At 51.1% G+C, this 25,647-nt stretch carries 20 protein-coding genes and 1 other RNA gene; 16 read left to right on the forward strand and 5 right to left on the reverse strand.

Annotated elements, in window-relative coordinates; translation table 11 throughout:
- Positions 1-4: 4 nt before the first annotated feature.
- The 3 genes from V5T57_RS12085 to V5T57_RS12095 all read right to left on the reverse strand — a co-directional run bounded on the left by V5T57_RS12085 (position 5) and on the right by V5T57_RS12095 (position 3,338).
- Complete coding sequence (locus V5T57_RS12085) at positions 5-1,057, reverse strand: HD-GYP domain-containing protein (protein ID WP_332891474.1); 1,053 nt, start codon at positions 1,055-1,057, stop codon at positions 5-7.
- A gap of 1,107 nt (positions 1,058-2,164) precedes the next feature.
- Positions 2,165-2,740 (reverse strand): YceI family protein, encoded by a 576-nt coding sequence (locus V5T57_RS12090; RefSeq protein ID WP_332891475.1) that lies wholly within the window; start codon positions 2,738-2,740, stop codon positions 2,165-2,167.
- Positions 2,741-2,777: 37 nt separating this feature from the next.
- A complete protein-coding gene (locus tag V5T57_RS12095) occupies positions 2,778-3,338 on the reverse strand; it encodes a cytochrome b (RefSeq protein ID WP_332891476.1) in 561 nt (186 codons plus the stop codon).
- Between the two features lie 195 nt (positions 3,339-3,533).
- Here V5T57_RS12095 and V5T57_RS12100 point away from each other — a divergent pair, with 195 nt between their 5' ends.
- The gene (locus tag V5T57_RS12100; RefSeq protein ID WP_332891477.1) at positions 3,534-4,442 is read left to right on the forward strand and encodes a LysR family transcriptional regulator; all 909 of its coding nucleotides are present in this window, start codon (positions 3,534-3,536) and stop codon (positions 4,440-4,442) included.
- A 162-nt stretch (positions 4,443-4,604) separates the two neighbouring features.
- Here the strand turns inward: V5T57_RS12100 and V5T57_RS12105 are convergent, their stop codons facing one another.
- Positions 4,605-6,035 (reverse strand): aminotransferase-like domain-containing protein, encoded by a 1,431-nt coding sequence (locus V5T57_RS12105; RefSeq protein WP_332891478.1) that lies wholly within the window; start codon positions 6,033-6,035, stop codon positions 4,605-4,607.
- Between the two features lie 214 nt (positions 6,036-6,249).
- Between V5T57_RS12105 and V5T57_RS12110 the strand changes: the two genes are divergently transcribed.
- From V5T57_RS12110 to V5T57_RS12120, 3 genes are all read left to right on the forward strand, one after another.
- Positions 6,250-6,465 carry a hypothetical protein gene (locus tag V5T57_RS12110; protein ID WP_332891479.1) on the forward strand — a complete coding sequence of 72 codons (216 nt, stop codon included), beginning with the start codon at positions 6,250-6,252 and terminating at the stop codon, positions 6,463-6,465.
- A gap of 245 nt (positions 6,466-6,710) precedes the next feature.
- Complete coding sequence (locus V5T57_RS12115; RefSeq protein WP_332891480.1) at positions 6,711-8,756, forward strand: 7TM diverse intracellular signaling domain-containing protein; 2,046 nt, start codon at positions 6,711-6,713, stop codon at positions 8,754-8,756.
- A 1-nt stretch (position 8,757) separates the two neighbouring features.
- Entirely contained in the window at positions 8,758-10,737 is a 1,980-nt protein-coding gene (locus V5T57_RS12120) for a 7TM diverse intracellular signaling domain-containing protein (protein ID WP_332891481.1), read from the forward strand.
- A 142-nt stretch (positions 10,738-10,879) separates the two neighbouring features.
- On the opposite strand, the gene V5T57_RS12125 is transcribed toward V5T57_RS12120, so the two are convergent.
- Positions 10,880-11,068 (reverse strand): zinc ribbon domain-containing protein, encoded by a 189-nt coding sequence (locus tag V5T57_RS12125; protein WP_332891482.1) that lies wholly within the window; start codon positions 11,066-11,068, stop codon positions 10,880-10,882.
- Between the two features lie 464 nt (positions 11,069-11,532).
- Here V5T57_RS12125 and rnpB point away from each other — a divergent pair.
- The 12 genes from rnpB (at position 11,533) to murB (ending at position 25,544) form a co-directional block, all read left to right on the forward strand.
- Positions 11,533-11,897: RNase P RNA component class A (gene rnpB / locus V5T57_RS12130), an RNA gene on the forward strand.
- Between the two features lie 85 nt (positions 11,898-11,982).
- Positions 11,983-12,924: a 16S rRNA (cytosine(1402)-N(4))-methyltransferase RsmH gene (rsmH, locus tag V5T57_RS12135; protein ID WP_332891483.1), complete on the forward strand. Its 942-nt coding sequence runs from the start codon at positions 11,983-11,985 to the stop codon at positions 12,922-12,924.
- 30 nt (positions 12,925-12,954) lie between these two features.
- The gene (ftsL, locus tag V5T57_RS12140) at positions 12,955-13,227 is read left to right on the forward strand and encodes a cell division protein FtsL (protein ID WP_332891484.1); all 273 of its coding nucleotides are present in this window, start codon (positions 12,955-12,957) and stop codon (positions 13,225-13,227) included.
- The gene (locus V5T57_RS12145; RefSeq protein ID WP_332891485.1) at positions 13,224-15,272 is read left to right on the forward strand and encodes a peptidoglycan D,D-transpeptidase FtsI family protein; all 2,049 of its coding nucleotides are present in this window, start codon (positions 13,224-13,226) and stop codon (positions 15,270-15,272) included. The genes ftsL and V5T57_RS12145 overlap by 4 nt, the downstream gene beginning before the upstream one ends.
- 4 nt (positions 15,273-15,276) lie before the next feature.
- Complete coding sequence (locus V5T57_RS12150) at positions 15,277-16,764, forward strand: UDP-N-acetylmuramoyl-L-alanyl-D-glutamate--2,6-diaminopimelate ligase (protein WP_332891486.1); 1,488 nt, start codon at positions 15,277-15,279, stop codon at positions 16,762-16,764.
- Complete coding sequence (locus V5T57_RS12155) at positions 16,761-18,155, forward strand: UDP-N-acetylmuramoyl-tripeptide--D-alanyl-D-alanine ligase (RefSeq protein WP_332891487.1); 1,395 nt, start codon at positions 16,761-16,763, stop codon at positions 18,153-18,155. The genes V5T57_RS12150 and V5T57_RS12155 overlap by 4 nt, the downstream gene beginning before the upstream one ends.
- Positions 18,156-18,189: 34 nt before the next feature.
- Positions 18,190-19,278, forward strand: coding sequence for a phospho-N-acetylmuramoyl-pentapeptide-transferase (gene mraY / locus V5T57_RS12160; RefSeq protein WP_332891488.1), 1,089 nt, complete (start codon positions 18,190-18,192; stop codon positions 19,276-19,278).
- Positions 19,279-20,643, forward strand: a complete 1,365-nt coding sequence (murD, locus tag V5T57_RS12165; RefSeq protein WP_332891489.1) for a UDP-N-acetylmuramoyl-L-alanine--D-glutamate ligase — start codon at positions 19,279-19,281, stop codon at positions 20,641-20,643.
- Positions 20,644-20,710: 67 nt separating this feature from the next.
- Positions 20,711-21,838 carry a putative lipid II flippase FtsW gene (ftsW, locus tag V5T57_RS12170; RefSeq protein WP_332891490.1) on the forward strand — a complete coding sequence of 376 codons (1,128 nt, stop codon included), beginning with the start codon at positions 20,711-20,713 and terminating at the stop codon, positions 21,836-21,838.
- A gap of 1 nt (position 21,839) precedes the next feature.
- A complete protein-coding gene (gene murG / locus V5T57_RS12175) occupies positions 21,840-22,940 on the forward strand; it encodes an undecaprenyldiphospho-muramoylpentapeptide beta-N-acetylglucosaminyltransferase (protein WP_332891491.1) in 1,101 nt (366 codons plus the stop codon).
- 79 nt (positions 22,941-23,019) lie between these two features.
- A complete protein-coding gene (gene murC, locus V5T57_RS12180) occupies positions 23,020-24,447 on the forward strand; it encodes a UDP-N-acetylmuramate--L-alanine ligase (RefSeq protein ID WP_332891492.1) in 1,428 nt (475 codons plus the stop codon).
- A gap of 164 nt (positions 24,448-24,611) precedes the next feature.
- Positions 24,612-25,544: a UDP-N-acetylmuramate dehydrogenase gene (gene murB / locus V5T57_RS12185; protein WP_332891521.1), complete on the forward strand. Its 933-nt coding sequence runs from the start codon at positions 24,612-24,614 to the stop codon at positions 25,542-25,544.
- Positions 25,545-25,647 lie beyond the last annotated feature (103 nt).

Here is a 25,647-nt window from a genome sequence, read left to right on the forward strand (position 1 = left end):
TAATCTATAGGGCATAAAGATCAGAACCGGGCATAAACACAGTTGGGTTAATACGGGTCATAGAGGGGCTTTCTGTTCCGACAATCCGTTGCGATGCTGCATCAGAGTTCCGCGCCAAATCCAGAAGGTATGGATCCACAGCGCTATTCTCCCCCCCTTTGGCCACAATCCGTAGGGTGGGGTGCAATAGACTGGATGCATTGGAGCGGATCACAACACCAACCCGCGTATCTGCCAAGCGAACAATGGTACCTAGAGGATAGATACCCACTGCACGTACAAAACTCTCAACAACTTTACCATCCAACTGTAAAGATCGTGCCCGTTCCATCAAATCCTTTAGCACAGTCTTACCTTCTAGTTTTTTACGATAGCTCCGGTTTGATGTCATGGCATCAAAGCAATCACACACGGCACCCATTCGACCTTCCAATGAGATCTGCCCCTCTTTTAAACCCCGAGGGTATCCGCTTCCATCCAGTCGTTCATGATGCTCCATGGCCACTCTCAATGCCGCAGGGTGAAGATGATCCATATCCTGCAACATTTTAATGGTATGGGAGACATGGCTATCAATAACCTGACGCTCCTCTGGGGTCAGAGGCATCCGTTTTTGAATCAGCGACTGTGGGAGTTTGGCTTTGCCAATGTCATGCAACAAACCGGCTAACCCCAAGCCATTGATACTCTCATCATCCAAACCAAGCGCACGACCAAGGGTCATTAAATAAATGGAAACATTGATCGAATGATCAAACCCTTCTTGATCATACTGACGCAACATGGAAAGCCCTAAAAGAGCATTGGGATCAGCGGCTAAAGACTCACTCATACGGTTAACGGTCAGATCCAGCTTTGCGGGTTGGATCGGCTCTCCATCAGATACCGATTCAAACAGCGCAGCTAATTCATGCTCTGTTGCCGACATCAACTCCAACGCTTGAGCTGTTTCGTCAACCCAACCTTGAGGATCCTCGCCCCACTGAGGCCCCCCACCTTCACCTAAATCCTCAAGCTGGGACGCCAAAAATGCCATTTCATCTTCTTTATGGGACATGCCGCAACCTTTATCTCAGAGAAAACCATCAACTTTTGCAGGCACCATTTTAAGGGAAAAAGATAGAGATCCAAGTCTTAAAAATGACATTTACAGGGAAAATCCTGACACAATCACATCCCTTCTCATTTTATCTCACCATCTCTCTCTCACAACTACTCAATGAACGGCACTCTTTTGCAACATCTAGCATAAATTTCACACCACCTCCCAAAACTAACAGTATGTCTATCTATCAACCTGCCACTTCTCTGTTTGAACCACCCCACGATCAAAAAGCTTTGAGGAGCAGCATACAACGAAGCCTTCAAAGCCTTGGCTTTACAGCATCGCCATAAAGAACCGACAAACTTTATGGATCGACACAGAAGCGACCATCTATGTATTCATACAAGGCATACCGCGTCGGAACACCATGCTGAACAGATCCCACAGCACCATTTACTTTCCGCATAACACCATAGAGATCATTTAAAAAGAGTGAACCTTGCGTTAACGATGACCATGGAGAGGCCATGGCCCTAAGCGCTTAACCTTCAAGACGACTGCGGATCTGTTATGAGAAAACCAGCTAAACCATGGGGACTCACGGAGCGGTATGCTTCGAAGTGGGGGGAGGTGCGCATACAGGCACTGAGCCACAACAGGCCCGTTTAAACCCAAAGCCAGACAAAGAGCTGTGTTTAAACAGGCAGGCATTCTAAGCATGAGCTTTAAAGCCCATGCTTAGAATCCTGTTGATGGGCATACTCTGCAGAAATAAGGCTCAGACCAAACAAGCGTCAGAGAGAGATAGAACAGGGGGAAGAATCGACAGGCTCAAGCCAGGAGATAAAGCAGTCGGCTGTCCCTTTAAGACTAAAATCAAGGCATTCAGAAGAGCCGGTTATCGTAAGTTTGCCTGTTCCCTGCACAAAAGCCTATCACACAGCATGTTGCAGCTGCTTTTAGAGAGAACGAACCCCTCACGGCCTCGCCACTTGGTACACAGCGGGCTATCAAAAGAGGGTGAGCGGCGCTGAGCGGCGTTTTCTTACCTCGCCACGACGGCCAGGAGATCATCTAATCAGAGAGGCCCCTCTTCTGAAGGGCCCCTCCTTTCCTTTTCTATTGGCGGATACCCTCAATAAACAGCCCTAACGTCAAAGAGGTTGATGCCGGTCCCAAATTATAATCCATACCATAATCACTGCGGGTGATGGTGAGAGCCCCTTCATAACCCCGGCGGTACCCCCCCCAAGGGTCTGATCCAGCCCCAATTAATTTGGCATCAAAACTGACGGGTCGCGTAACCCCATGCAGTGTTAATTGACCATCAACTTTTGCCACCCCATCCTTCTCTTGAATGGCCGTTGAAACAAAACGTGCGACAGGAAAAGAACCAACACTTAAAAAGTCAGTGCCTCGCAAGTGCTTGTCACGCTCAGCATGGTTAGAATCAATACTCCCTGTCTCCACTTTCACAGAAATTTTAGATGCATTTGGGCTTTTTTCATCATATGAAAAGCTGCCTGAAAGGGTATTAAAACGCCCTTTAAGCACACTGTAGCCCAAATGCTTAATGGAAAACTCCACAAAGCTATGGCTTGGATCAATTTGGAACTCAGCCGCTTTTAATGGGTTAGGCAAGGCTGCCAACAAGAAGGATGTGACGGTCGCCACCTTGATCAAACGAGCTTTCATGGTCCACTCCTTATAACGAGATTAGTTTCTGATATATTTAAGATTTATCCGTCACTTTACGATGCCACAACATCCGCCAAAGTGTCGTATCCTTATCGATAAAGTGGTGCTTTAAAGCCCCCCCAACATGCAGAGCAACCCACACAACCAGGAGCACACCCAAACCGTTATGCAACCACCCTGCGACATCTGCTTGGCCGGGTAGCGTCATGAGCGCGGGTATTTTTAGGGTTTCAAACAACACCACAGGGTGACCATCCGCTGTAGAGATGAGATACCCTGTGATCGGCAATAAAAAAAACAAGCCATAGAAGCCCAAGTGGACCCCATGCGCTAAGCGCTGTTCCCAACGAGCATGGTGTTTATGAGGGGGGATCGGGGCTGAACGCAGACGGTAAATCATGCGTAGCAAGGCAAGCAGAAAGAACACCGCACCGGCACTTTTATGAAGGGCGACCGTCCAGCGATAGTCAGGGTCATAATAGGACAACCCCGTCATATACCAACCTAAGGCCAACATGCTCACCAATAGCAGTGCCATAAGCCAATGTAGAAGGCGTGCAAAACGGGTATAGCCGTTGTGGGCTTGATGGAACATCACTAACACTCCCTACCGAGATATAAACAGATCACACCGGCAGATGGTTATAGGCGTTAGATTGCACCCATACGAATAAATTCCTAGGAGACACCTGACACCACACGGTGGATGTAGAAAACTTTAAACCTTTTCATATTTAATGATAATATAGAGATTTGAAGATTGTTTATTTCCACACTGGAACAAATCATCATGGATCAAATTCAATGTATGCGCGCCTTTGTCCAGGTCGCTGATCTACAAGGTTTTAGCCGTGCAGCCCGCAAACTGGGGTTAACCCCAGGGGCTGTAAGCAAACATATCTCTGCATTAGAAGCACATTTAGGGGTCAAACTGTTCCATCGCACCACCCGCCAGCTTAACTTAAGCCATGAGGGCGAGCTCTACCTCCTGCACAGCCGGCAACTCCTCGCAGATTTAGAAGAAGCTGATCATACCGTTGGCCAAAAAAAAGGGGAAATAGCAGGGATGCTGCGTATTGCAGCACCACTCTCCTTTAGCCAGCATCATTTAACAGCAGCGGTTGGTGACTACTTACAGCTCCACCCCAATATGGAGATTGAATTGGAGCTGAACGAGCGCTATATCGACCTTATTGCAGAAGGATTTGATCTTGCCATTCGCATAGGGCAGCTCGAAGACACTTCATTAATGGTCCGCAAACTTGCCCCATTAAAATTAGGCTTCTACGCAGCCCCTTCCTACTTAGCCACACACCAAGCGCCTGAAGAACCTTCAGATCTAAGCCACCATCACTGCTTACTCTATACGGCCGTTAACCGTGCTCCCATTGGCGTATGGCACCTTAAAGATGCACAGGGGACCACCCACCGCATTAAGGTAAAAGGCCGTTTAAAAGCCAACAATGGGGATATATTGCGCCAAGCAGCTTGCCAAGGGTTGGGCATTGTCGCCCTACCCTCTTTCATGTTGGGTGATGATGTTAAACAGGGAAGGCTCAAACCCATTTTACCCCACTACCATTTTTCACAAGGGGGAATTCATGCTGTATTCCCCCCCAACCGAAACATGACGCGGCGGGTACGAAGTTTTATAGATTTTCTTCATCAACGTTGGCGACAGAATCGTCCATGGGACTAAGCCAATAGGAACCCATGACAAACCGTTCGTTGTCTTGATCCATGTTTCATCAAGACAACGAACAAGGAAAAGAGAAGAGAAAACAGAGCCCTCAGCATCACGCACCGACATACAACGGATGATATCCCTTAAAAAACCGATCGTAAGTGGATACTGAGCCGGTCAGCTCTCTTGCATCTGCTGCAGGCACATTTCACCCAACCGTATAATCGCCTTCTCAACCCGGCGGCTCCAAAGTGTGCCAGCACTCAGACGAATACAGTTACGATACCGCCCTGAAGGGGAACATACAGCACCGGGGACAATAGCAATACCTTCAGAAAAAGCCTGCTCATAAAGCGCCACACCATCCACCTTTTCAGGCAGCTCGACCCATAAGGTAAAGCCACCTTTGGGCTGCGTCATGCGTGTCTCCTGCGGAAAATAACTGGCGACACCATGACGAAAACGTTGAACATTGGATGACAGTTTTTTACGTAAATGCCGGACCTGACGACTGTAGGCACCATTGTTTAACAGCTGAGCAACCGTCAGTTGCGTCAGCGGAGATGAGGTCAGGGTCGTGGCCATTTTAAGGCTTGTAATTTTTTGATAATAACGAGGACCTGGTATACACAACCCAACCCTTAACCCTGGCCCCAGAACTTTAGAAAAAGAGGAAACATAAATAACCCACCCCTCTTTGTCCCATGCTTTCATAGGGGTTGGATGTGTAGACCCATAGTGAAGATCACCATAAATATTATCTTCAATGAGTGGGACTTGATGCTGGGTTATCAGCTCGACAATCGCTTGACGATTCTCTTCCGGAATGGTCGCACCCATGGGGTTATGAAAAGTCGGAATAGAGAGAACGGCCCGTACCCTGGGGTCCTCCAAAGCCTGCGCCAGATCATCGGGCTGCATGCCTGTTTGGGGATCTGTATTAACCTCCATCGCATAGAGCCCCAGCTTTTCAATCATCTGCAAAAAGCCATAAAAACTGGGGGATTCCACTACCACCGCATCTCCTGGCCTTGTAATGGCCCGTAGGGTCAGACTGATGGCTTCCATCCCTCCTTGGGTCAGTAAAATCTCACCCACCCCTGGTGGTTGCGGAAAACCCCATGGCTGTTGTGCCAGTGCACGCCTCAGTTTCATACTCCCTGCTACAGGCCCATAGGCCATGGCAGAGGTGGCATCTTCACGCATGACCGTACGCACAGCCCGCCGAATATCCTCCAAAGGCAATAAACCATCATCCAAAATAGCCCCCGCCAATGGGACCAAGGCATCACTCATCGCAGCGGATTCCACCGCACGCGCCATGGGACCTTGGGAGACCTTAACAGGCTCCATATCTACAGCGTTGGGGTGTGGCTCAGGTTGTTGCAAGGGACTACGGGCAAAATATCCGGAACGGGGCTTTGCTTCAGCCAGCCCTCTTTTTTCCAGCTCAGCATAGGCACTGGAGATGGTCGTTACACTGAGGTTTAAACGCCGTTGCAACGTACGCACAGAGGGCAGGCGATCCCCAGGGGCATAGGTACCCTGCTCAATACCCATCTGTAATTGATCGGCCAACTGCTGATAACGGGCGACTCTGATACCCATGATATCTGTACCCTATAAAAAAAAGCCCATCTGTACTCTATAACAGATAAAAGCTTGTGTTATAAAGCCATGATAGGCAAACCAAGTACAAGCCAAAGGGATAGACCCATTAAACAGGCCGCTCTGTACTGCATTATTTTATCATTTTGTGTATCTGTTATGGATATAGAAAATCCATCATGATAAAGGCACACCATGCAACAGGAGTGCGATCATGGCTGATACATCCATACCATCCAAATTGATCACCCGCCTATTCACCATTGGGGGTGAACTGTTACGCCCAGAGTCCAGCCTTCCCTTTGAAGTCGATGGTCGGCACCCTCCATTGGCAAGGTCATGGTTAAATATGACGTTAGCCAGCCTAAAACTGATATGGCTGTTAGGCTTGGCGGCGGGGTTTAGCACCCTATTAAACCAGCTGGGCTGATCTGTGTAGAAAGCTGGCCTTCTCATGCATAAGTGACCGTTATAATGATAACAGTCGCATAAAAATTGTGCCGAGCACGGCATTCCTCTTACCCATGACATGATTCACCATGATAGATTAATTTTATTTCTGACCCAATTTCCGCTACCATCTGCACTGGCATTTCCGTCTGATATTCCATAAGCAGGCTATAATTCTGCTTGTACTTTACGCTGGAAAACAGGGCCTTTTGGAGCACATGCAGTATGGGTCAAAACCACCACTCTGCAAGAGAATTTTCCTTTTGGTTTATAGGGCTTATCGCCCTAATCTTGCCCTATATGCCGAGCAACACCTGGGCGGATAGTTTACTTTTAAAGACCAAGATGGATGGCCTGACACTCACCTCTTTTACACAAACTTTTCTAGATCAAGACCGTCTGCTGGATGCCCAAACCGCTTTTTCACAGCTGCAAAAAGGCAAATTTCAACACGCCACAAGCCCACTCCACCTAAATTTTGGGATCTCCCGTGCGGCGCTTTGGCTTGCTCTGCCTGTACATAACCCAACCCCTCACGCCATTCAGTGGGTGGTTAACCCAAGCCATAGCCACACCGATATAATTGACCTCTACCAAGTGCGGGATGAGGAGATTCTCACCCACCAGCGCTTGGGAGATCGCACATCTCCTCTCCTACGAAGCATTCCAAGTCATGAAAATTTATTTCCACTGACCACCCCAGCCAACAGTCAGGAGATCATCCTTTTAAGACTGGCTTTTACGCAAGGCGGCACCCTTATTGGCAATGTAAAAGCCTGGACAGCGCCCTATTACCAGATTTGGCTGGAAGAGCGCTATCTTTTTCATGGCACCCTCATTGGCATGTTGACCATTATGTTTTTTTATAACTTGGTCTTAGCCATTGCCTCTTCAGAGCACGCCTATTTGTGGTACAGCGGCTATCTAGGTTTTGCGATTATCGGCTATTTGAACCGATCCAACTTAGGCTATCTGCTTTTTTGGGGGGAGCATCCTGCTTGGGCGGATGCCGTCCCCTTAATCATGGGTGCACTGACCCTTATATGCGCAGCTCAATTTAACCGGAGTTTTCTAGACACCAAGCACAAAGCACCCAACATTGATTGGGGCTTAAAAGCCTATATGCTTTTATGCACAGCGCCCATTTTGGCACTTATCATGGGGGATCGTTCCACAGGCCTGTTACTGGTGAGTGTATGTTCGGGCATCTCTGCATTTTTTGCCATTATCGCCATACGTATTTGGCTGCAAGGTCATAAAGAGGTCCGTTTTTATGCATTGGCATGGATCATCTGGAGTATCGGTGTTTTTATCCTATTTGCTCGTCTACTAGGGCTGATCCCCTATAGCTCTTTCACCCTGTCCGCACCGGGCATTGCTCAAGTTTTGGAGATGATTCTACTGGCGTTTGCGTTAATGGATCGTATGCATCAAACACGTAAACAGAAAGAGGCTCATGATGCCCAAAGCCAAGCACTATTAAGCCATAGCAACAAACGACTTGAGCAGTTGGTCAAACAGCGCACTCTATCCTTAGAGCAACAGAGCCGAGAACTGACCCAATCTAATGAGGACTTGCGCAACTTTGCTCATGTGGTTTCTCATGATTTAAAAGCGCCACTCAATACCATCGCAGGTTTTTCAGAGTTGCTGATGGAGAGCAGCAAACCACACACCCATAAACGTGAGACCACCCATATGCAGAGTATTCTGCATGTGGTGAAACAGATCTCGACACTCATTACGCAAATTTTAGCCATGTCACGTATGGATGCTGAGCCCATACGCCTTAAGAAGGTCGATTTGGAGCAGGTATGTGTAGAGAGCGCGGCCCTGTTAGAGCACGCCCTTAATAAGACCAAGGCATCCTTTATTTGGAGTAATCTTCCCGCTGTGAGGGGAGATGTCGATCTGCTGCGCCAGCTCATTCAACTTTTGCTCGCAACCACGCTGCGCCGAGCCATTCCTCATCACCCCCTGAGCATTCGTATCCATGCCTATACCAAGGGTGAGCAACTTCTCCTGACACTTGCAGATAATGGGGCCGGTTTTCCCCCAGAACTGACCGGCTCATTGTCATCACTGACCAACACGCCCCCTGAAGAGCCCCAACAACGCACCTATATGGAGTTACTGCAATGCCACCGTATTGTAGAGAAACACCATGGCAGCCTGCGTATTGACAGCGATCCAGATACAGGCACACTGATCCATATAACCCTTGCTCAAGCACCCCTTCAAAATACCACCAACCAGGATCAGGGGGCATAACATGTACAGAGTACTTTTATGCCTGATCTGTATACTGTTGCCCTCTTTGGCCGCAGCGACCCCTTTTTCACTAAACGAGCAGATGGATGGGGTGTTACCTCTTCAAGCTACCAGCGTGTACCACGATGTAAACAAGGCGCTCTCTCCTCAGCAGGCCTACCAATATCTTCAACAAAAACGCTTTCAACGAACCGTTACCCCTGGTGCACTCAAAGTAGGTCCAAGCAAGGGGGCATTATGGCTGCACTTGCCCGTCCGCAACCCTCATAAACGGGCCATTCAGTGGGTGATTCACCTGCTACACCCTTTAACAGACCGGGTTATGCTCTATCAGTTCGAACAGGGCAAGCTGGTTGGTCAACACGATACCGGTGATTTAATAGCCCCTTATGATCGCCCCCTATTAAGTAGCGACCTTGCGCTAACACTTAATACCCAACCTTTTCAGCAACAAGATCTGCTCATACGGGTCAGTCATGACAAAGGCGGCATTTTAGATATTACGACCCTGCTGTGGGACGAAAACCATTTTCAGATTTTTCAGAACAAAATCTGGCCCCTGCTCGGTTTTATGCTAGGGGGGATGCTGATTATGGTTTTTTACAACTTGGTCCTCTATATTGCCAGCCGGGAACACGCTTACGGCTGGTACACGGCTTATGTATTAGCCATATGCATCACCTTTATTTTTCATGCGGGGCTCCCCCTACTGGATTTACGCTCCTTCGCCCCCCAATTACACAACGACGCCCCTCTACTTGCGGGTCTGATCTCTTTACTTCTTGCTTCACAGTTTAGCCGCTCTTTTTTGAATACCCGAAAAGTGGCCCCTTGGATTGACCGCTGGTTATTGCTTTTAATTATTTTTGATTTTGCTTGTTTTATAGCGACCTTAATGGGTTACCGCATGATTGGGACCCGCGCTGTTCTCTACTCTTCGTTCATGTCGTTGAGCTATCCCTTTATCGGTCTTTGGATCTGGAAAAAAGGCTACTCAGAGGCCCGATTTTATATTCTTGGCTGGTTTGTCTGGTCGCTTGGGGTGGGCATCTTAATCGGCCGTTTTATGGGCTGGCTTCCCACCAACCTCATCACCTTGCATATGGTTCGCTTCGCCCACCTGACGGAGATGGTCCTGCTGGCTTTTGCCCTAGCGGACCGTATTTCCATTACCTTCAAACAAAAAAAGGTGGCGTACGACAACTACCAAACACTTTTACTGAATAATCAGATTGAACTGGAAGAAAAGGTATCTCAGCGCACTCGATGCCTAGAAAAACAAGAACTTGCATTAACACAAGCTAATCAAGACCTTCGTCAGTTTGCCCATATCATCTCACAGGATTTAACCGAACCCTTGCAGCGTATTGCACAAACCACAAAGGCCTTACAACATCAAACCTCCACCACGTTTAATGCCACAGAGCGTAGCTACCTGGAACGTATAAACAGTGGTGTAAACCGTATGACAGATATGGTGAGCCATGTCTTCACATTGGCCAAGCTTGATCAGCAGACGCTGAAGTTTGAAAAGGTGGATATGCATGGGGTGTTACAGCAAGCTCAAGCGAACATTCATGGATTAATTGAGTTGCGTGGCGCAACCATTCTATATGGGCATTTACCCCAGGTTAAAGGGGATGAAGCCTTGATGGTTCAGGTTCTACAAAATCTACTTTCCAACGCCATCAAATATCAGCGGCCAGATATCACCCCCCGCGTAGAGGTCCAAACGGAACAGACCGAAGCAGAGATCACCATAACCATCATCGATAATGGACTCGGTATTGCGCCTGACCAACTTGAGCATATTTTTGGGATGTTCCAACGCAGTAAGGATGTTGATCAACAGGAGGGATCCGGCATTGGTCTTGCCTACTGCAAACGTATTATGGAGCGTCATAACGGCTCCATTTCAGTCAAGAGTCGCTTAGGCCAAGGCAGCCAGTTTATTCTCCACTTTCCCGCCCCCTCACCATAAACCCCACCGTCAAACCCACTGAGCATGTTCAACCTATTTAACGGGTAGTTTGTGTATCCCGTTGCTCCAATAGGCTCCTGCCAAACGTAGCACTTTGAACGTGGGCTGTGCCTTTACCTTATCCAACCTAAGCACGTACCAGCTAATCCGCTTCAGGGCTGACTTCCAAGATCATGGGGCACTGCTCTTCATCCACCGTCACCGTCAAAACCATTGGCCGACAGCAGACATGACAATCCTCGACAAGGGTAACCTGCCCTTCGATCTCCACATCAACAGGCACTTCAATCTCTTCCCAACAGGTGGGACACTGGACCGTCATCCATGACATGATTCAACCGCCTTACCAACTGATTTTAGACATGAAAAAAGGGCGTGCATAGGCACGCCCTTTTTACTCACTACACCCTGAACCTTACTTATCTGAACGGGTGAAGATGTAAACAAACAGGCCGATGGTGACCAGAACGACCCCAGCCACACTGGCCAGTACAATAATCGATCCAGGAGAAAGATTCATGCGCAGCACTCCTCAAAACAGGTTCAGGTCTCAACATTCCTAATAATGCCACCCATTTTAAGCATTCAGCCCCCAAAGGCAAGGAGATTGCACACAAGAATTTGGGTTTATAAAACAATCCATCGTTTACAAAGCCTCCGCCTCTCTTTTGCACCTTAACCACGCCATCGGTGTAACGGGGTTACCAGCAGGGTACATGCGCAAATCACCATACATGGCATACCACCTACTGCTGTGCCATAATAGTAGAAGGTAACGTGTGAGCGTTGCCTCCGAATGCGGGTTGGGTAATCGCCGGTGTTTCTTCGGAAACACGGGAGGAAAGTCCGGGCTCCGTAAAAAGGTGCCGGGTAACACCCGGCGGGGGCAACCCCAGGGACAGTGCCACAGAGAGTAGACCGCCGGCCAGGATTGTATCTGCCGGTAAGGGTGAAAGGGTGCGGTAAGAGCGCACCGCGTGTGTTGGTAACAACCATGGCATGGTAAACCCCACCTGGAGCAAGGCCAAATAGGGGATGCTTGACATCCCGGGTAGGCTGCTTGAGACCTTTGGCAACAGAGGCCCTAGATGAATGATTACCGTCACCCCTATTGGGAACAGGGTGTGGGACAAAACCCGGCTTACAGACCCGCTTCGGCCCTTTAATTGATTTCACACCGTATACTCTATTTACTAAACACTTGCCTGCTTTAACCCAGGCACACCGTTTGCCATGGATGGCTGCATGTCTTTTCAACACACCACAGTGCTACTGCATGAAACCGTCGAGGCCCTGGCGCCTGTTGATGGTGGCTGCTATTTGGATGGCACCTTTGGTGGCGGTGGCCACACCCGCCTTCTATTGCAACAGAGCCAACCAACAGGCCGGGTTATTGCCCTTGATCGAGACCCTGATGCCATCAACAATGGTCAAACCTTGGTAGATGAGATGGCAGGCCGTCTTACACTGGTTAAATCTCCTTTTGCCCAGGTTCATGAGGTTCTAGACCAGCTTGAGGTTGAACAACTGGACGGTGCTATGTTGGATTTGGGCGTTTCATCCCACCAACTGGACCAAGCCGAACGCGGTTTTTCATTTGCCAAAGCAGGTCCCCTGGACATGCGTATGGATGGTGATTCAGACGGGCCAACCGCTGCTGATCTTCTCAATACCTTGGATGCTGAAGCATTAGCGGATATCTTCTACCATTATGGGGAAGAGCGTCATTCACGCCGTATTGCCCGTATGGTGGTCAAAGTTCGCCAGGAGCAGCCCTTTAAAACCACCTTGGATCTGGCAGAACGCATAGCCCGCATGACACCCGGTTACAGCCGCATTCATCCGGCAACCCGCGTTTTTCAGGGCCTGCGTATTGCTGTGAATGAAGAGCTCAAACAGCTGGAACAGGCCCTAAAGGATTTAATTACACGGGTCAAACCTGGTGGACGTTTGGCTGTGATCAGTTTTCATTCTTTAGAGGACCGCATTGTTAAGCGGCTCTTTAAGGATGGCGCCAAACCGCCAGAAGATCCTGTTTTACGTGGTTTACCCATTGCTGAGGCACATCGCCCTAAGGCAACACTGAAACTGATTAATAATAAACCGATGCTGCCGTCTGACGCGGAAATTGAACAGAACGCTCGTGCCCGCAGTGCCAAGTTGCGTGTGGCACAAAAACGCGCTTAACCCCGACAATCGCTTACGGAGCTGCGATTGATGAAAATCACTGGTTGGATTCTCAATACGGTTTTGGCGATGGTTTTAATCATCTCCGGCGTCGCGATCGTCTCCTCCCGCAACGGCATGCAGTCGGTGCACCGGGAGCTACGAACAGCGGAAAAAAACTATCTGCATCTGCTTGATGAAGAGAATGCCCTGCAGATGGAGTGGGTATACCGCAATAACCTGAACGATGTGGAACGGGACGCCCGTGAGAAGCTGAACATGCGCCCCCCCCGCCCCGATCAATGGCGAGTGATCAAGCCATGAACCGAAGCCCTAAAAACACCAATCGCCGCCGCACGGGCCAAAAAGGTCTCTTGGGATTTCTCTCTGCCAATAATAAACAGGCTGAGGGAGAGAACAGCGCCCGCACAGGGATGTCTTGGAAAGGCCAGGGACGCGGCAGTGAATTGCTACTCAGCTTGCCTAAAAATCGCCTAGATCTAATCATTGGCCTTTTTTTACTGGCCTTTGTCATCTTGGCTGTTCGTGCGGTAGACCTGTTCATCCTGCAAGGTCCAGAGCTGCGTGCCATGGCCGAACAGCAGCACGAAAGGCGTATTCCGGTACCCGCCAACCGTGGGTTAATTTTAGACCGCCATGGGCGAACATTGGGCATCAGCCTGCCCATGAAGACCCTATCTGTGGATGCCAGCCGTATACAGGATGTTGACCACCTGGCCAACATGCTGCACCAGCACCTGGGCATGTCTAAAGAGAAGTTGACCAAAAAATTACGCAAAGCCAAACCTGGCACCTTCCCTGTCATCAAACGACAGATCCCCCCTAAAGAGGCCCTCAAAATCAGCAAAATGGATTTGGATGAGGTCTTTTTCCTGCCGGAATCCAAACGGGTTTACCCCATGGGTGAGGTCACGGCACACGTCGTGGGTTACACCAATTTTGAGGGAAAAGGCAAAGAGGGCATGGAGGGAGCCTTTGACGATCACCTTAAAGGCAAGGCTGGCACCCGCCTGATTGTCCGTGATCGTCTAGGCCGTGTTATGCCTGGAGGCACCTCACTAGAGAGAGCCAAGCCCGGGACAGATTTGGTGCTGACCATTGATGCCAACATTCAGTATATCGCCTACCGCGCACTGTTAAAATCGGTACGCAGCACCAACGCCAAAGCCGGCACAGTGGTGGTGATGAACCCCAACAATGGGGAAATTCTGGCTCTGGTCAACCAGCCCAGCTATAACCCCAACAATTTACGCCACAGCCAAGATCACCAACGCCGTAACCGGGCGATTATGGATACGTATGAACCGGGTTCAACGTTTAAAATCTTTACGGTTGCTGCGGCGCTGGATAAAAACATCATCACCCCAGACCGTTTGATTAATGCCGAGAATGGTCGTTTTCGGGTGGCCGACCGTACCGTACGGGACTTTAAGCGCCATAAAATTTTAACCGTGGCTCAAGTCCTACAAAAAAGCTCAAACATTGGTGCGGCTAAAATTGGTCTAATGACAGGACTGGAAGCTCAAGAAGCCTATCTACAACGGTTTGGCTTTGGCTCAGGGACCGGCGTGGAACTCCCCTATGAAGCACGAGGGCGCATTCCCGACGTCAGTCAGTATCGCAAGGTGGGTCTTGCCAGCCGTTCATACGGGTATGGCATTACGGCCACCCCCCTACAGCTGGCAACGGCAGCCGCTTCTGTGGTCAATGGTGGCTTGCTCTACCCCCCTCGTTTGGTGGCACGTCAGGTGGTTAAAGGGCATCCACTACTGGCCGAACCCTCCAAGCCAGAGCGGGTGATCAACGCGTCGACCTCCAAAATGATGCGTACCATCCTCAAAGGGGTTGTCGACCCCAACGGCACCGCCCCCAAAGCAGCGGTTGAGGGCTACACAGTGGCAGGTAAAACAGGCACCGCCCGTAAGGCAGGCCCTAAAAACCAAGGGTATGACCGCCGCTACTTCTCCTCATTTGTGGGCTTTGTTCCTGCTCAAACCCCCCAGTTGGTTATCTATGTGAGTATTGATGAGCCTCAGGGCAAGCGCTACTACGGTGGCCAGGTTGCAGCTCCCGTCTTTCAAGAGATTGCAGAAGAGGTTCTACCCTTGTTAGCCGTACTGCCCGAAGCCGACAAAGAACGCAAAAAGATGAAACTACCGCCCATTGATGGGTATGTTTTCAAACCCGGTCGTGACACCAAAGATCCCAGTGACGTGAAGAACACCAGCTTAGCCAATGCGCTGCAGGTCTTTACACGTAAGGAGACCATTCCACTGGTCTCAGGATCCGGCAAGGTTCAACTGGTGGAAGAGGTGGAGCAGGGGCAAATTCGCCTCAAGCTGCAATAAATATATGACCCATACTTTGGCAAGCCTCACCTCGGAAATTGAGCAACTCAACATGACAGGGGAGGCACAAACCTCCATTGTTCAGTTGAGCAATGACTCCCGTACCTGCGAACCCGGCACCCTGTTTGCCGCTATAACAGGCAGTCAGGCGGATGGACGGAACTATATTGATCAAGCCCTGGAGTTAGGTGCTTCAGCCATTTTACATGATGGCACCACCAACCTCTCTCCTGACATCCCTCAACTGATCCATCCAGACCCCAGACGCATTTTGGCCTATCTAGCATCGGCCTTTTATGGGTACCCCCAAAAAAAGCTTAAAGCCATTGCCATAACCGGCACCAATGGCAAAAGCACGGTCGCAGCCATGTGTACCACCATTTTACGTCACAGTGGCGCTAAAGTAGGGCTGGTGAACACCATTGGTATTGATATTAATGGCCAGATGCAACCAACCACCCACACCACACCAGATGCCATTACGCTCTACAGCCTTTTGGCTGAAATGGTCTCACAGGGGTGTGAATGGCTGGTCATGGAGGCTTCATCTCACGCCCTTGATCAACATCGTCTGGCTGGCATTGAGCCTGAGGTTGCGCTCTTTACCAACCTCAGTCGAGACCACCTGGACTACCATGGTGATATGGGCGCCTATTTTCAGGCCAAGGCCAAGCTGTTCCGTGAACACCACCCCAAACTGGCTCTACTACCCGCTTCTGACGCACACGCGCAGGCACTCAATGCCATCTGTCGGGAGCAAGGGGTCGCGGTACAAAATTATGGTCGGGTTGCCCGCCAAGGTGTGTATGCCAAACAGATTCAAGCGGCCATTAATGGCACCAAGTTTATTATTCAGCAGAAAAACAACGCTGCACCAGTCGACCTAAAAATCCCTGGCCGCTTTAATCTCGACAACGCATTGGCCGCCGCTGCGGCCTGTCTGGGCATCGGTTTAAACCTGGAAACTGTTGCTGAAGGATTAAACCGCTTCCAGTCTGTAACAGGCCGGGTAGAGCATATTCAAGAAGGGCAGGCCTTTTCGGTTCTTGTCGACTTTGCCCATACACCCGACGCGCTGGACCGTTTACTTTCCAGCCTTCGCCCCCTGACCCGTGGCAAACTATGGGTTGTGTTTGGTTGCGGTGGTGATAAGGATCAGGGAAAACGCCCACATATGGGGGAGTGCGCAGGGCGCCTTTCACACTTTCCCATTGTGACGGACGACAACCCACGCAGTGAAGATCCTGCCGAGATCCGTCGTCAAATTATGCGGGGCTGCCGAAACCGCAATGTACAAGAGATGGAAGATCGCGGCGATGCCATCACATACGCCATCGTCAACGCTCAAGATGGCGATACCGTTGTCATTGCAGGAAAAGGGCATGAACAGACCCAAGTAGGCCCCAATGGTGCAAGCCCCTTTAATGATTCACAGATGGCCCGTCAGGCGCTTAAAGGTCGCGCCGCTATGCGTCAGGAGCATAGCCATTGATCACAACGGCTCTGCTGGAAGGTACGTTACAAGCCAGACGTCTGGATGCCACCGATGGCGCCCTTCCGGTGGGATTTCACAGCCTGTCTAGTGATACCCGAACCCTCCAATCTGGCGCTCTATTTGTGGCGCTCTCAGGGCCTAATTTTAATGCAAACCTCTTTTTAAATCAGGCTGTTTCTGCGGGAGCTTCGGGGATTATCTGCAGTCAACTACCAGAACACCCTCTACCGATCCCAGCCTGGGAAGTCCCAGATACCCTGACGGCCATGACACAGCTGGCCAAAGCTTGGCGGCAACAACTGAACGCCCATACAGTAGGCATAACCGGCTCATCGGGGAAAACCACCGTCAAAGAGATGCTGGGGCTCATTCTTAGCCACCGTTATCGGACCGGCATCACCCGCGGCAACTTAAACAACCACATTGGCGTGCCGTTAACCCTGCTCAACACCGCCCAGGATCGCACCCACCTTGTGATTGAGATGGGAATGAGTGCCGCCGATGAGATCACCCACTTAGCCCAAATCGCTCAGCCGCAGGTTGGTATCGTCACCAACATTATGCCTGCGCATGTGGAAGGGTTTGGAGATGGAACACTACAGAGCGCACTGGTTGCCATTGCCCACGCCAAAGGGGAGCTGATCGAAGCGCTGCCAAATCATGGCACGGCCATTCTCCCCATCGGGGATGAGCATTTTTCCACGCTACGCTCCAAAGCTTCCTGCACGATCTTGACCTTTGGCATCGACAACAGCGGTGCCGATATCACCTTTACGCCCCCGACACTGCGTGATACTGGCATGCAGAGCCTGATCACACTGCCCAACCGGCAACAGTTTGAGGTTACCCTGCCCGGCTTTGGCGCCTACCTTTGGCAAAATGCCGTAGCAGCCTGCGCTGCAGCCTATGCCTCTGGCGTTGAAATGGCCGATATGGCTGCAGGCCTTAACGGTTTTAAACTGCAATCAGGCCGCGGTAATGTGCTTAAAGGCAGGCATGGCTGTCGTATTCTTAACGACACCTACAACGCCAATGCTGGGGCCGTTAAAGCAGCCATTGAAGCTCTGGCCCAAATGGCACCAAAAGATCATCGCCTTGCGGTACTGGGCGATATGCTAGAGCTGGGACAGAGCACCGAACAACTCCATGCGGGTTTGGCTGAAGATTTGGTGGCCCATGATGTTCAGCGGGTTTTTTTGGCTGGCCCCCAGATGCACGCTCTAAAGCAAGAGTTGGAAAAAGCACCAGGGATACGCGTTTTTCACAACACCGACCCTGTGGCATTGGCCGATGATCTGGCACAATGTGTGGGCGAAGGGGATGCGGTGCTGATCAAAGGTTCCCGCGGTATGCGCATGGAGCGCGTAGTTGACACCCTAAAATCTTAATAGATACCTTTGAATAGAACAGGTTGGCTAAAGCATGTTTTATCATCTGCTCTACCCTCTGCATGAGACATGGACCGTCTTCAACCTGTTTCAGTACGTCACCTTTCGCACCATCATGGCGATTCTTACCGCCTTGCTGATCTCTTTTATGCTAGGACCATGGCTTATTCGTAAGCTGCAATCCTTACAAAGCACGGGTCAGCCCATCCGACAAGATGGCCCCGAACGGCATATTATTGAAAAAGCAGGCACCCCCACCATGGGTGGCACGCTTATCTTAATTGCTGTTTTGGTTGCTACCCTGTTATGGGCCAAGTTAACCAACCCCTATGTGTGGCTTACGCTACTGGCCACCTTTGGTTTTGGTGCCATTGGCTTTTGGGATGATGCGGTTAAACTGATCCATAGAAATCCCAAAGGGGTGCCAGGGCGCACCCGTTTTATCCTTCAAACATTGATTGTTGTTGGCATTGCCTTAGCACTAAAACTTCATGTAAATCCAGAAGTTTTTGGCAAACTCGCCTTCCCTCTCTTTAAAGATCTGGTCATTGACCTGGGCATGTGGTTCGTTCCCTTTGCCGTGATTGTGGTGGTGGGGTGTGGTAATGCTGTCAATTTAACCGATGGCCTGGATGGCCTGGCCATTGGCCCCGCCATGTTTACAGCCGCCGCTTTTGCACTTATTTCCCATGCCGCAGGCCACTACAACTTTGCCAACTACCTGGGGATTCCTTTTATTCCTGGGGCCAGCGAACTGGCTATTTTCTGTGGAGCCATGGTGGGTGCAGCATTGGGCTTTCTCTGGTTCAACACCTATCCCGCCCAAGTCTTTATGGGGGATGTCGGTGCACTGGCACTGGGCGCCGCTTTAGGTAGCGTGGCCCTCATGACACAACATGAAATTGTACTGGCCATTATTGGTGGGGTTTTTGTAATTGAAACCTTATCGGTCATTATTCAGGTGGCCTCTTTTAAGCTTATCGGCAAGCGGGTTTTTCGCATGGCCCCGCTGCATCACCACTTTGAGCTAAAAGGGTGGGCAGAGCCTAAGATCATTGTGCGCTTTTGGATTATCTCTATTATTCTGGCCCTTATTGGTTTGGCCACCCTGAAGGTACGTTAAATGAGCGCCTTACCTTCACGCTGCGTCATCGGTTTGGGTGGCAGCGGCATGGCGACGGTTGCGTTTTTGGCCCGTCAGAACCTTGCCATTTTGGCCTGGGATGAAGGAGCCGCTGCGGGGCGCGACGCGATCTTGGCTGAACAGCCACAGGTCACCAGCCGTTTTGAACCCTTGCATGGCCCTACCCTGGCCCAGTGTAAAGAGATCTACCTCTCTCCAGGTGTTCCCCGCGCTCATCCAGCGATACAGGAGGCCATTCAGGCCGGTGTTCCTGTCATTAATGATATTGAGCTGCTGTTTCGACAAAGCGAACATGCTGAGTTTGTCGGCATTACCGGTACAAACGGTAAATCTACCGTCACCACCCTGGTGGGCTTAATGCTGGATCGTCTAGCTGGGCTCACACGTACCGGTGGTAATTTGGGGCAGGCCGCGCTCTCTCTTTGGGCCCCTTCGGTTGAGCGTTACGTCCTGGAACTCTCCTCTTTTCAACTGGAGAGCATTGAAGGGTTCCAGCCCCGCGTCGCGGCTTTATTGAATCTTTCTGACGATCATTTAGACCGTTACGATGGGCTGCAAGGCTACCTACGGGCCAAAGCACGTATTTTTCAACGCCAAACCCAGCGAGATCGAGCCGTTATCAATGCGGATGATCCAGCGCTGGACCCTATCCGGGATATTTTAGGCCACCCTTCGGCACCCAGGGTTATTCCCTTCTCGGTAAAAAAAGCCGTCGCTGGCGGTGTGTATGTGCACGATGGGCAGTTATGGGATCACCGACAGATGACTGAGGCCCCCCAGCCCATTATTGCCTTAGAAGAGATGCGTATTTATGGCCGCTGCAACCATGCCAATGCCGCTGCGGCAGCAGCCATTGCGCTGGAGGCTGGTGCGTGCCATGAGGATATCCGTCACGTACTTACCCAGTTTCCTGGTTTAGAGCACCGCATGGCATGGGTACGCGAACTAGACGGCATTGCCTATATTAATGATTCCAAAGGCACAAATGTTGGCGCTGTGATGGAGGCTTTAGCCTCTTTTCCAGGTGGCGTGGTGCTTATTGCGGGTGGTAAAGCCAAACAGACCAATTTTGCACCGCTAAAACCACTGCTTAAAAAACATGCCCGTCATCTGATCTTAATTGGGGATGCGACGGAAGAAATGGCCGCACTTTTTGAAGGGGATACCCCTATTCATCGGGCCGGTTCCATGGAAGATGCGGTGACGACAGCACAGAGGTTGGCCCATCGTGGAGAGACAGTTTTACTCTCTCCGGCATGTGCATCCTTTGACATGTTCCGCAATTTCGAGGATCGTGGTAGACGATTTTGCCAAGCGGTTGAGGCATTGACGTCCTTAACATAGCCGAAGACGCGACGCCTCATCCCTCCAAAAAAAGTGCACGGAAGCACGTTGTTAACGGGTTTGCATCATGGATTTACGCAATCAACCCTATGATCTTCTCATTGCCGTTATTGCAATGATTTTAGTGACGACCGGGCTGGTGATGGTTTTTTCCGCCTCATCCCCCATGTCGCTACGCCTCTATGGCGATCCCACACACTTTGCCATCCGCAATATGATCTATGCGGGTATCGGCTTAGTCCTTATGGTGACGTTAGCCCGTATGCCGCTAGAGACCATCCGTACCCTGGGCCGTATTGGCTTTTGGATCTGCCTGCTACTCTTGGTTTTGGTCCTTATACCCGGTATTGGTCGTGCAGGTGGTGGCGCACAGCGCTGGCTGGACCTGGGCTTTATCAATGTGCAGCCATCCGAGCCTTTTAAAGTAGCCATGGTTCTCTACGTTGCCCACCTCCTTACGGCAGACCCTGAACGGGTCAACCGCATCAAGGGCGGCCTGCTGCCACTCATTGCACTCTTCTCCATCGCTGCGACTTTGCTGATGGCGGAGCCCGACTTTGGCGCCACCCTGACCGTGGGTGCGGTTATGCTGGGCATGATCTTTGTGGCCGGTATTCGCATTGGTTGGATTTTGACCATGCTGGCCACCACACTGCCTGCTGCAGCGATTGGTGTCATGATGGCCCCTTATCGCCTAAAACGGGTTATGTCATTTTTAGACCCGTGGGACGATCCTCTGGGAACCGATTTTCAGTTGGTGCAATCGCTACTCGCCTTTGGTAACGGAGGCCTGGGTGGTACCGGCTTGGGCGAAGGCCAGCAAAAACAGTTTTACTTGCCAGAGTCTCACACTGACTTTATTTTTGCGGTTATTGGCGAAGAGCTCGGCTTGGCTGCGGTACTACTGATCATTGCACTCTTTGCTCTACTGGTCTGGCGGGCCTTTCGGATCGCCCGTAACAGTGAGGTTCGTTTTGTCTCGCTATCGGCCGCGGGCCTGGGCATGTTGATTGGCTCTCAAAGTTTGGCCAATATGGGAGTGGTTATGGGGTTGCTACCCCCTAAAGGTTTGACGCTCCCCATGGTCAGTTATGGAGGTTCTTCCATGATTATTACTCTAGGCGCCATTGGACTGCTGCTCGCTTTCTCGCGCACCCTACCTAAAGACCCCAACCGTTCACCTGCGGCGGTATAGCATGACTGATACGGCAAAACGTCTGCTGATTACGGGTGGTGGCACAGGGGGGCATCTGTTCCCTGCACTGGCGGTGGCTGCACAATGGCAGGAGAGACATGGGCCTGGGTCAGTCCATTTTATTGGGGGCACAAAAGGCTTGGAAAATCGCCTGGTTCCCGAGGCAGGTTATACGCTAGACAGCCTGACGGTTGGCCAACTTAAGGGCAAAGGTCTAAGCCACAAACTGCTGACGGTTTTGGGTTTACTCCCCGCCATATGGCAAGCCAGAACCATTCTTAAACGCTACAATCCTCACGTCGTGCTCGGGGTTGGGGGTTACGCCTCTGCGCCCGCGATGATGGCAGCCAAGCTGTTGGGTATTCCCATGGCTCTGCATGAACAAAATGCCCGCGCAGGGTTGACCAACCGCCTATTGAGCCGCCTGGCCGGCAAGGTAATGGTGAGCTTTGAAGGTGTCTGCGAACAGTTTGAGGGAAAATCCTGCGCCTTTACAGGTAACCCTGTGCGCCAGAGCTTAACCCAGGTGCCTGACCTGGTCATCCCCAAAACGTTTAGTACAGAACGCCCTTTTCGTATTTTGGTGTTTGGGGGGAGCCAAGGTGCTTCCATTTTTTCGGAAATGGTTCCTGAAGCGCTCTCGCCGTTGGCAGAAAATGGTGCGCCCATTGAGGTCACCCAGCAGGTGCGAGGGGAAGACCCCCAAGCCTTGCAAAGCCGTTACGCTACGATGGGCATTCAAGCCGTTGCCTCGCCTTTTATTGAAGATATGGCATCGGCCTATGCTCAGGCTGATTTAGTTATCTGCCGCAGTGGCGCAACCTCGGTGGCTGAACTTGCGGCAACGGGTCGCCCAGCGATTATGGTGCCCTACCCACATGCGGCGGATGATCATCAAGCCGCCAATGCCGCTGCACTGAGCAATCACCAAGCGGGGTGGTTACGTCGTCAAGAAAAACTGGATGTCCCATGGCTACAGGCGTTTATCACATCCTTGATCATGGAACCTTCACAACTGAAAACGACGGGCAACAATGCCCGACGCCAGGCCAGGACTGAAGCAGATCGCACCATTGCTGATCTGTTAGAGACCATGATCTGATTATATGTATAACGGACTGTGTATACAGTCTGCAGCGGGTTCCCTACCAGGGCACCCTTTTGCTGGGGGGGGAAGATCGGTGTATCCCAAGATTCAACATATCCACTTTGTGGGCATTGGTGGCATCGGCATGAGCGGGATTGCCGAAGTTTTGCTGAACCTGGGCTACCGAGTCAGCGGCTCTGACCTGTCCGAGAACGCCAATGTTGTGCGTTTGCGCAACCAAGGTGCGGTGATCCAACAGGGTCATACGGCAGATGCCATTGAGGGCGCGGATGCCGTTGTGACCTCATCCGCCGTTAAAGCTGACAACCCCGAGGTAGTGGCCGCGCGGGCACAACGCATTCCCATTGTTCCCCGTGCGGAGATGCTGGCTGAGCTGATGCGTTTAAAATATGGCATCGCCATCGCGGGCACCCATGGCAAAACCACCACCACCTCTCTTGTCGCCACCCTCTTGGATAGTGCAGATATGGACCCCACCGTAGTGAACGGTGGTATTGTAAAATCGCTAGGGAGCAATGCCCGCTTAGGTCAGGGCGCTTTTTTGGTGACTGAAGCTGATGAGAGTGATGGCTCTTTTTTGAAACTCTCACCGACCATTGCGGTTGTGACCAATATGGACCCGGAGCATATGAGCCACTACGGCACCTTTGATGCCGTAAGGGATGCGTTCCGCGAATTTGTCGCCAAAATTCCCTTTTATGGGTTGGCCGTCTTGTGCGGTGACCACCCTGAGGTCAACCTACTGGCGGAAGAGATGTTGGACAAACGCATTATCAGCTATGGTCTGACCGACCAAGTAGATCTGCAAGCTGTTAATATCCGGCAAGAGGGCATTGCCACCCACTTTGAAGTCATTCGCCATGACCGCCACCATCCAGACGGCGTTCAGAGTCACAGTTTAGGCATCATCACCCTCAACATGCCGGGCTGTCATAATGTCTCCAATACACTGGCGGCACTGGCGGTCGCCATGGAGCTGGAAGTCCCCTGGGATCGATGCGCTCAAGCTCTCTCACGCTTTGGCGGTGTGCAACGTCGCTTTGACTTGCTCCATCAAGAATCCACCATCACCATTATTGACGACTACGCCCACCATCCGGTAGAGATTGAAGCAACCATGGAGGCGGTGCGTAAAGGGTATCCAGACAAGCGGGTTGTTGCCGTCTTTCAACCCCACCGTTACAGCCGTGTTTTGGATCATATGCATGAATTTTTCCGCTGTTTCAAAAATGCCGATCTGATCTTGGTGGATGAAATTTTTCGTGCGGGAGAGCAGCCCCCTGAAGGACCCCTCGGTGAACAGGGGGCCATGGTGCTTGTTGTGGGCATACGTCGACACACAGAAGGGGATGTCGCCCTACTGGCGGATGATGAGCGTTGGGGGTTGGATTTAGAAGGAAAACTCCAACCGAATGATGTCGTCGTCTTTTTAGGAGCTGGCGATATCAGCCGACGTGCACACGCCTTTGCGGATGGTTGGAAAAAACAAGCAAGTGAGTAAGTCTCAGAAATAGCGACCATTCATAACGCATATTCACTGATGTGAATGTTATTTTAATGGCTATCTTTTCCGCTTGTTACAAAAAAAAACAGTCTAGAGCACTAATCCCCCTTCGAGCAGGGGTTGTTTTGGTTTAAAGTATCAAGCGAGGTGGCAAACGGATGATGGGAAGTCACGGGCCCTTTTCCGACCTTAACATAGCCACGCTGGAAGAAGTGCCGCTGGCACCTATGACCACACTAAAAATCGGAGGCAACGCACGATGGCTCGTGCGACCGAGTGGTCCAGGTGAACTAAGCCGGCTCTACCGCACCTGGCCGAGGGACCTTCCTCGGTTCATTCTTGGAGGGGGAAGCAACCTCCTGGTGGATGATTGCGGGTTTCATGGCGTGGTGGTCGATTTGACCCATACCCTCAATGCCATCGAAGTTGAACATCAGGATACCCATGGCGGTATCTTGCGTGTCGGTGCTGGAGCCCCTACCCGTAAAACCGCCCATGTGGCGCGAAAGAACGGGTTATCAGGTCTCGCCTTTATGGCGGGTATACCTGGCTCTATCGGCGGTGCGCTACGCATGAATGCAGGAGCCTATGGTGGAGACATCAAAAGCGTTCTGCTTGATGCACAACTGATGGATGCGGATGGCAATCTGCACACACGAAATAGTCAAGAACTTGGTTTGGCATACCGCCATTGCGACCTACCCACAGGATGGGTTTTCATCTCTGCCCGGTTTCAGTTAACCCAGGGCAATGAAGAGACCATTAAGGCGCAGATGCGGGCCAACAACCAAAAACGGACCCAGGCACAGCCGTTGAGGTATCCCTCAGCTGGCAGCATTTTCCGCAACCCTCCTGGGGAAGCGGCCTGGAAGCTGATTAATGCAGCGGGACTGCGCGGCCACCGTATTGGTGATGCGCAAATTTCCGAAAAGCACAGCAACTTTTTCGTCAACCTGGGCGCAGCCTCCTCCACGCACATGGAGGAACTAATTGAGCTGGCCAGAACCCGGGTGGCGCAGCAATCTGGTGTCAAAATGACACTGGAAATCGGCATTCTCAGACCAGATGGTTTCTACAAAGAGACCGAGGGATGAGTCTGTTTTTTTGGGTTTGTCCACCTTTGGCAAGAGTAGAATTGTTGAGCACGCACTCCACATCTACATTAAGCACGTGCGATACCCGCTGCGGCCAACAGGC

It is taken from the genome of Magnetococcus sp. PR-3, from assembly GCF_036689865.1.
Taxonomy (GTDB): domain Bacteria; phylum Pseudomonadota; class Magnetococcia; order Magnetococcales; family Magnetococcaceae; genus Magnetococcus.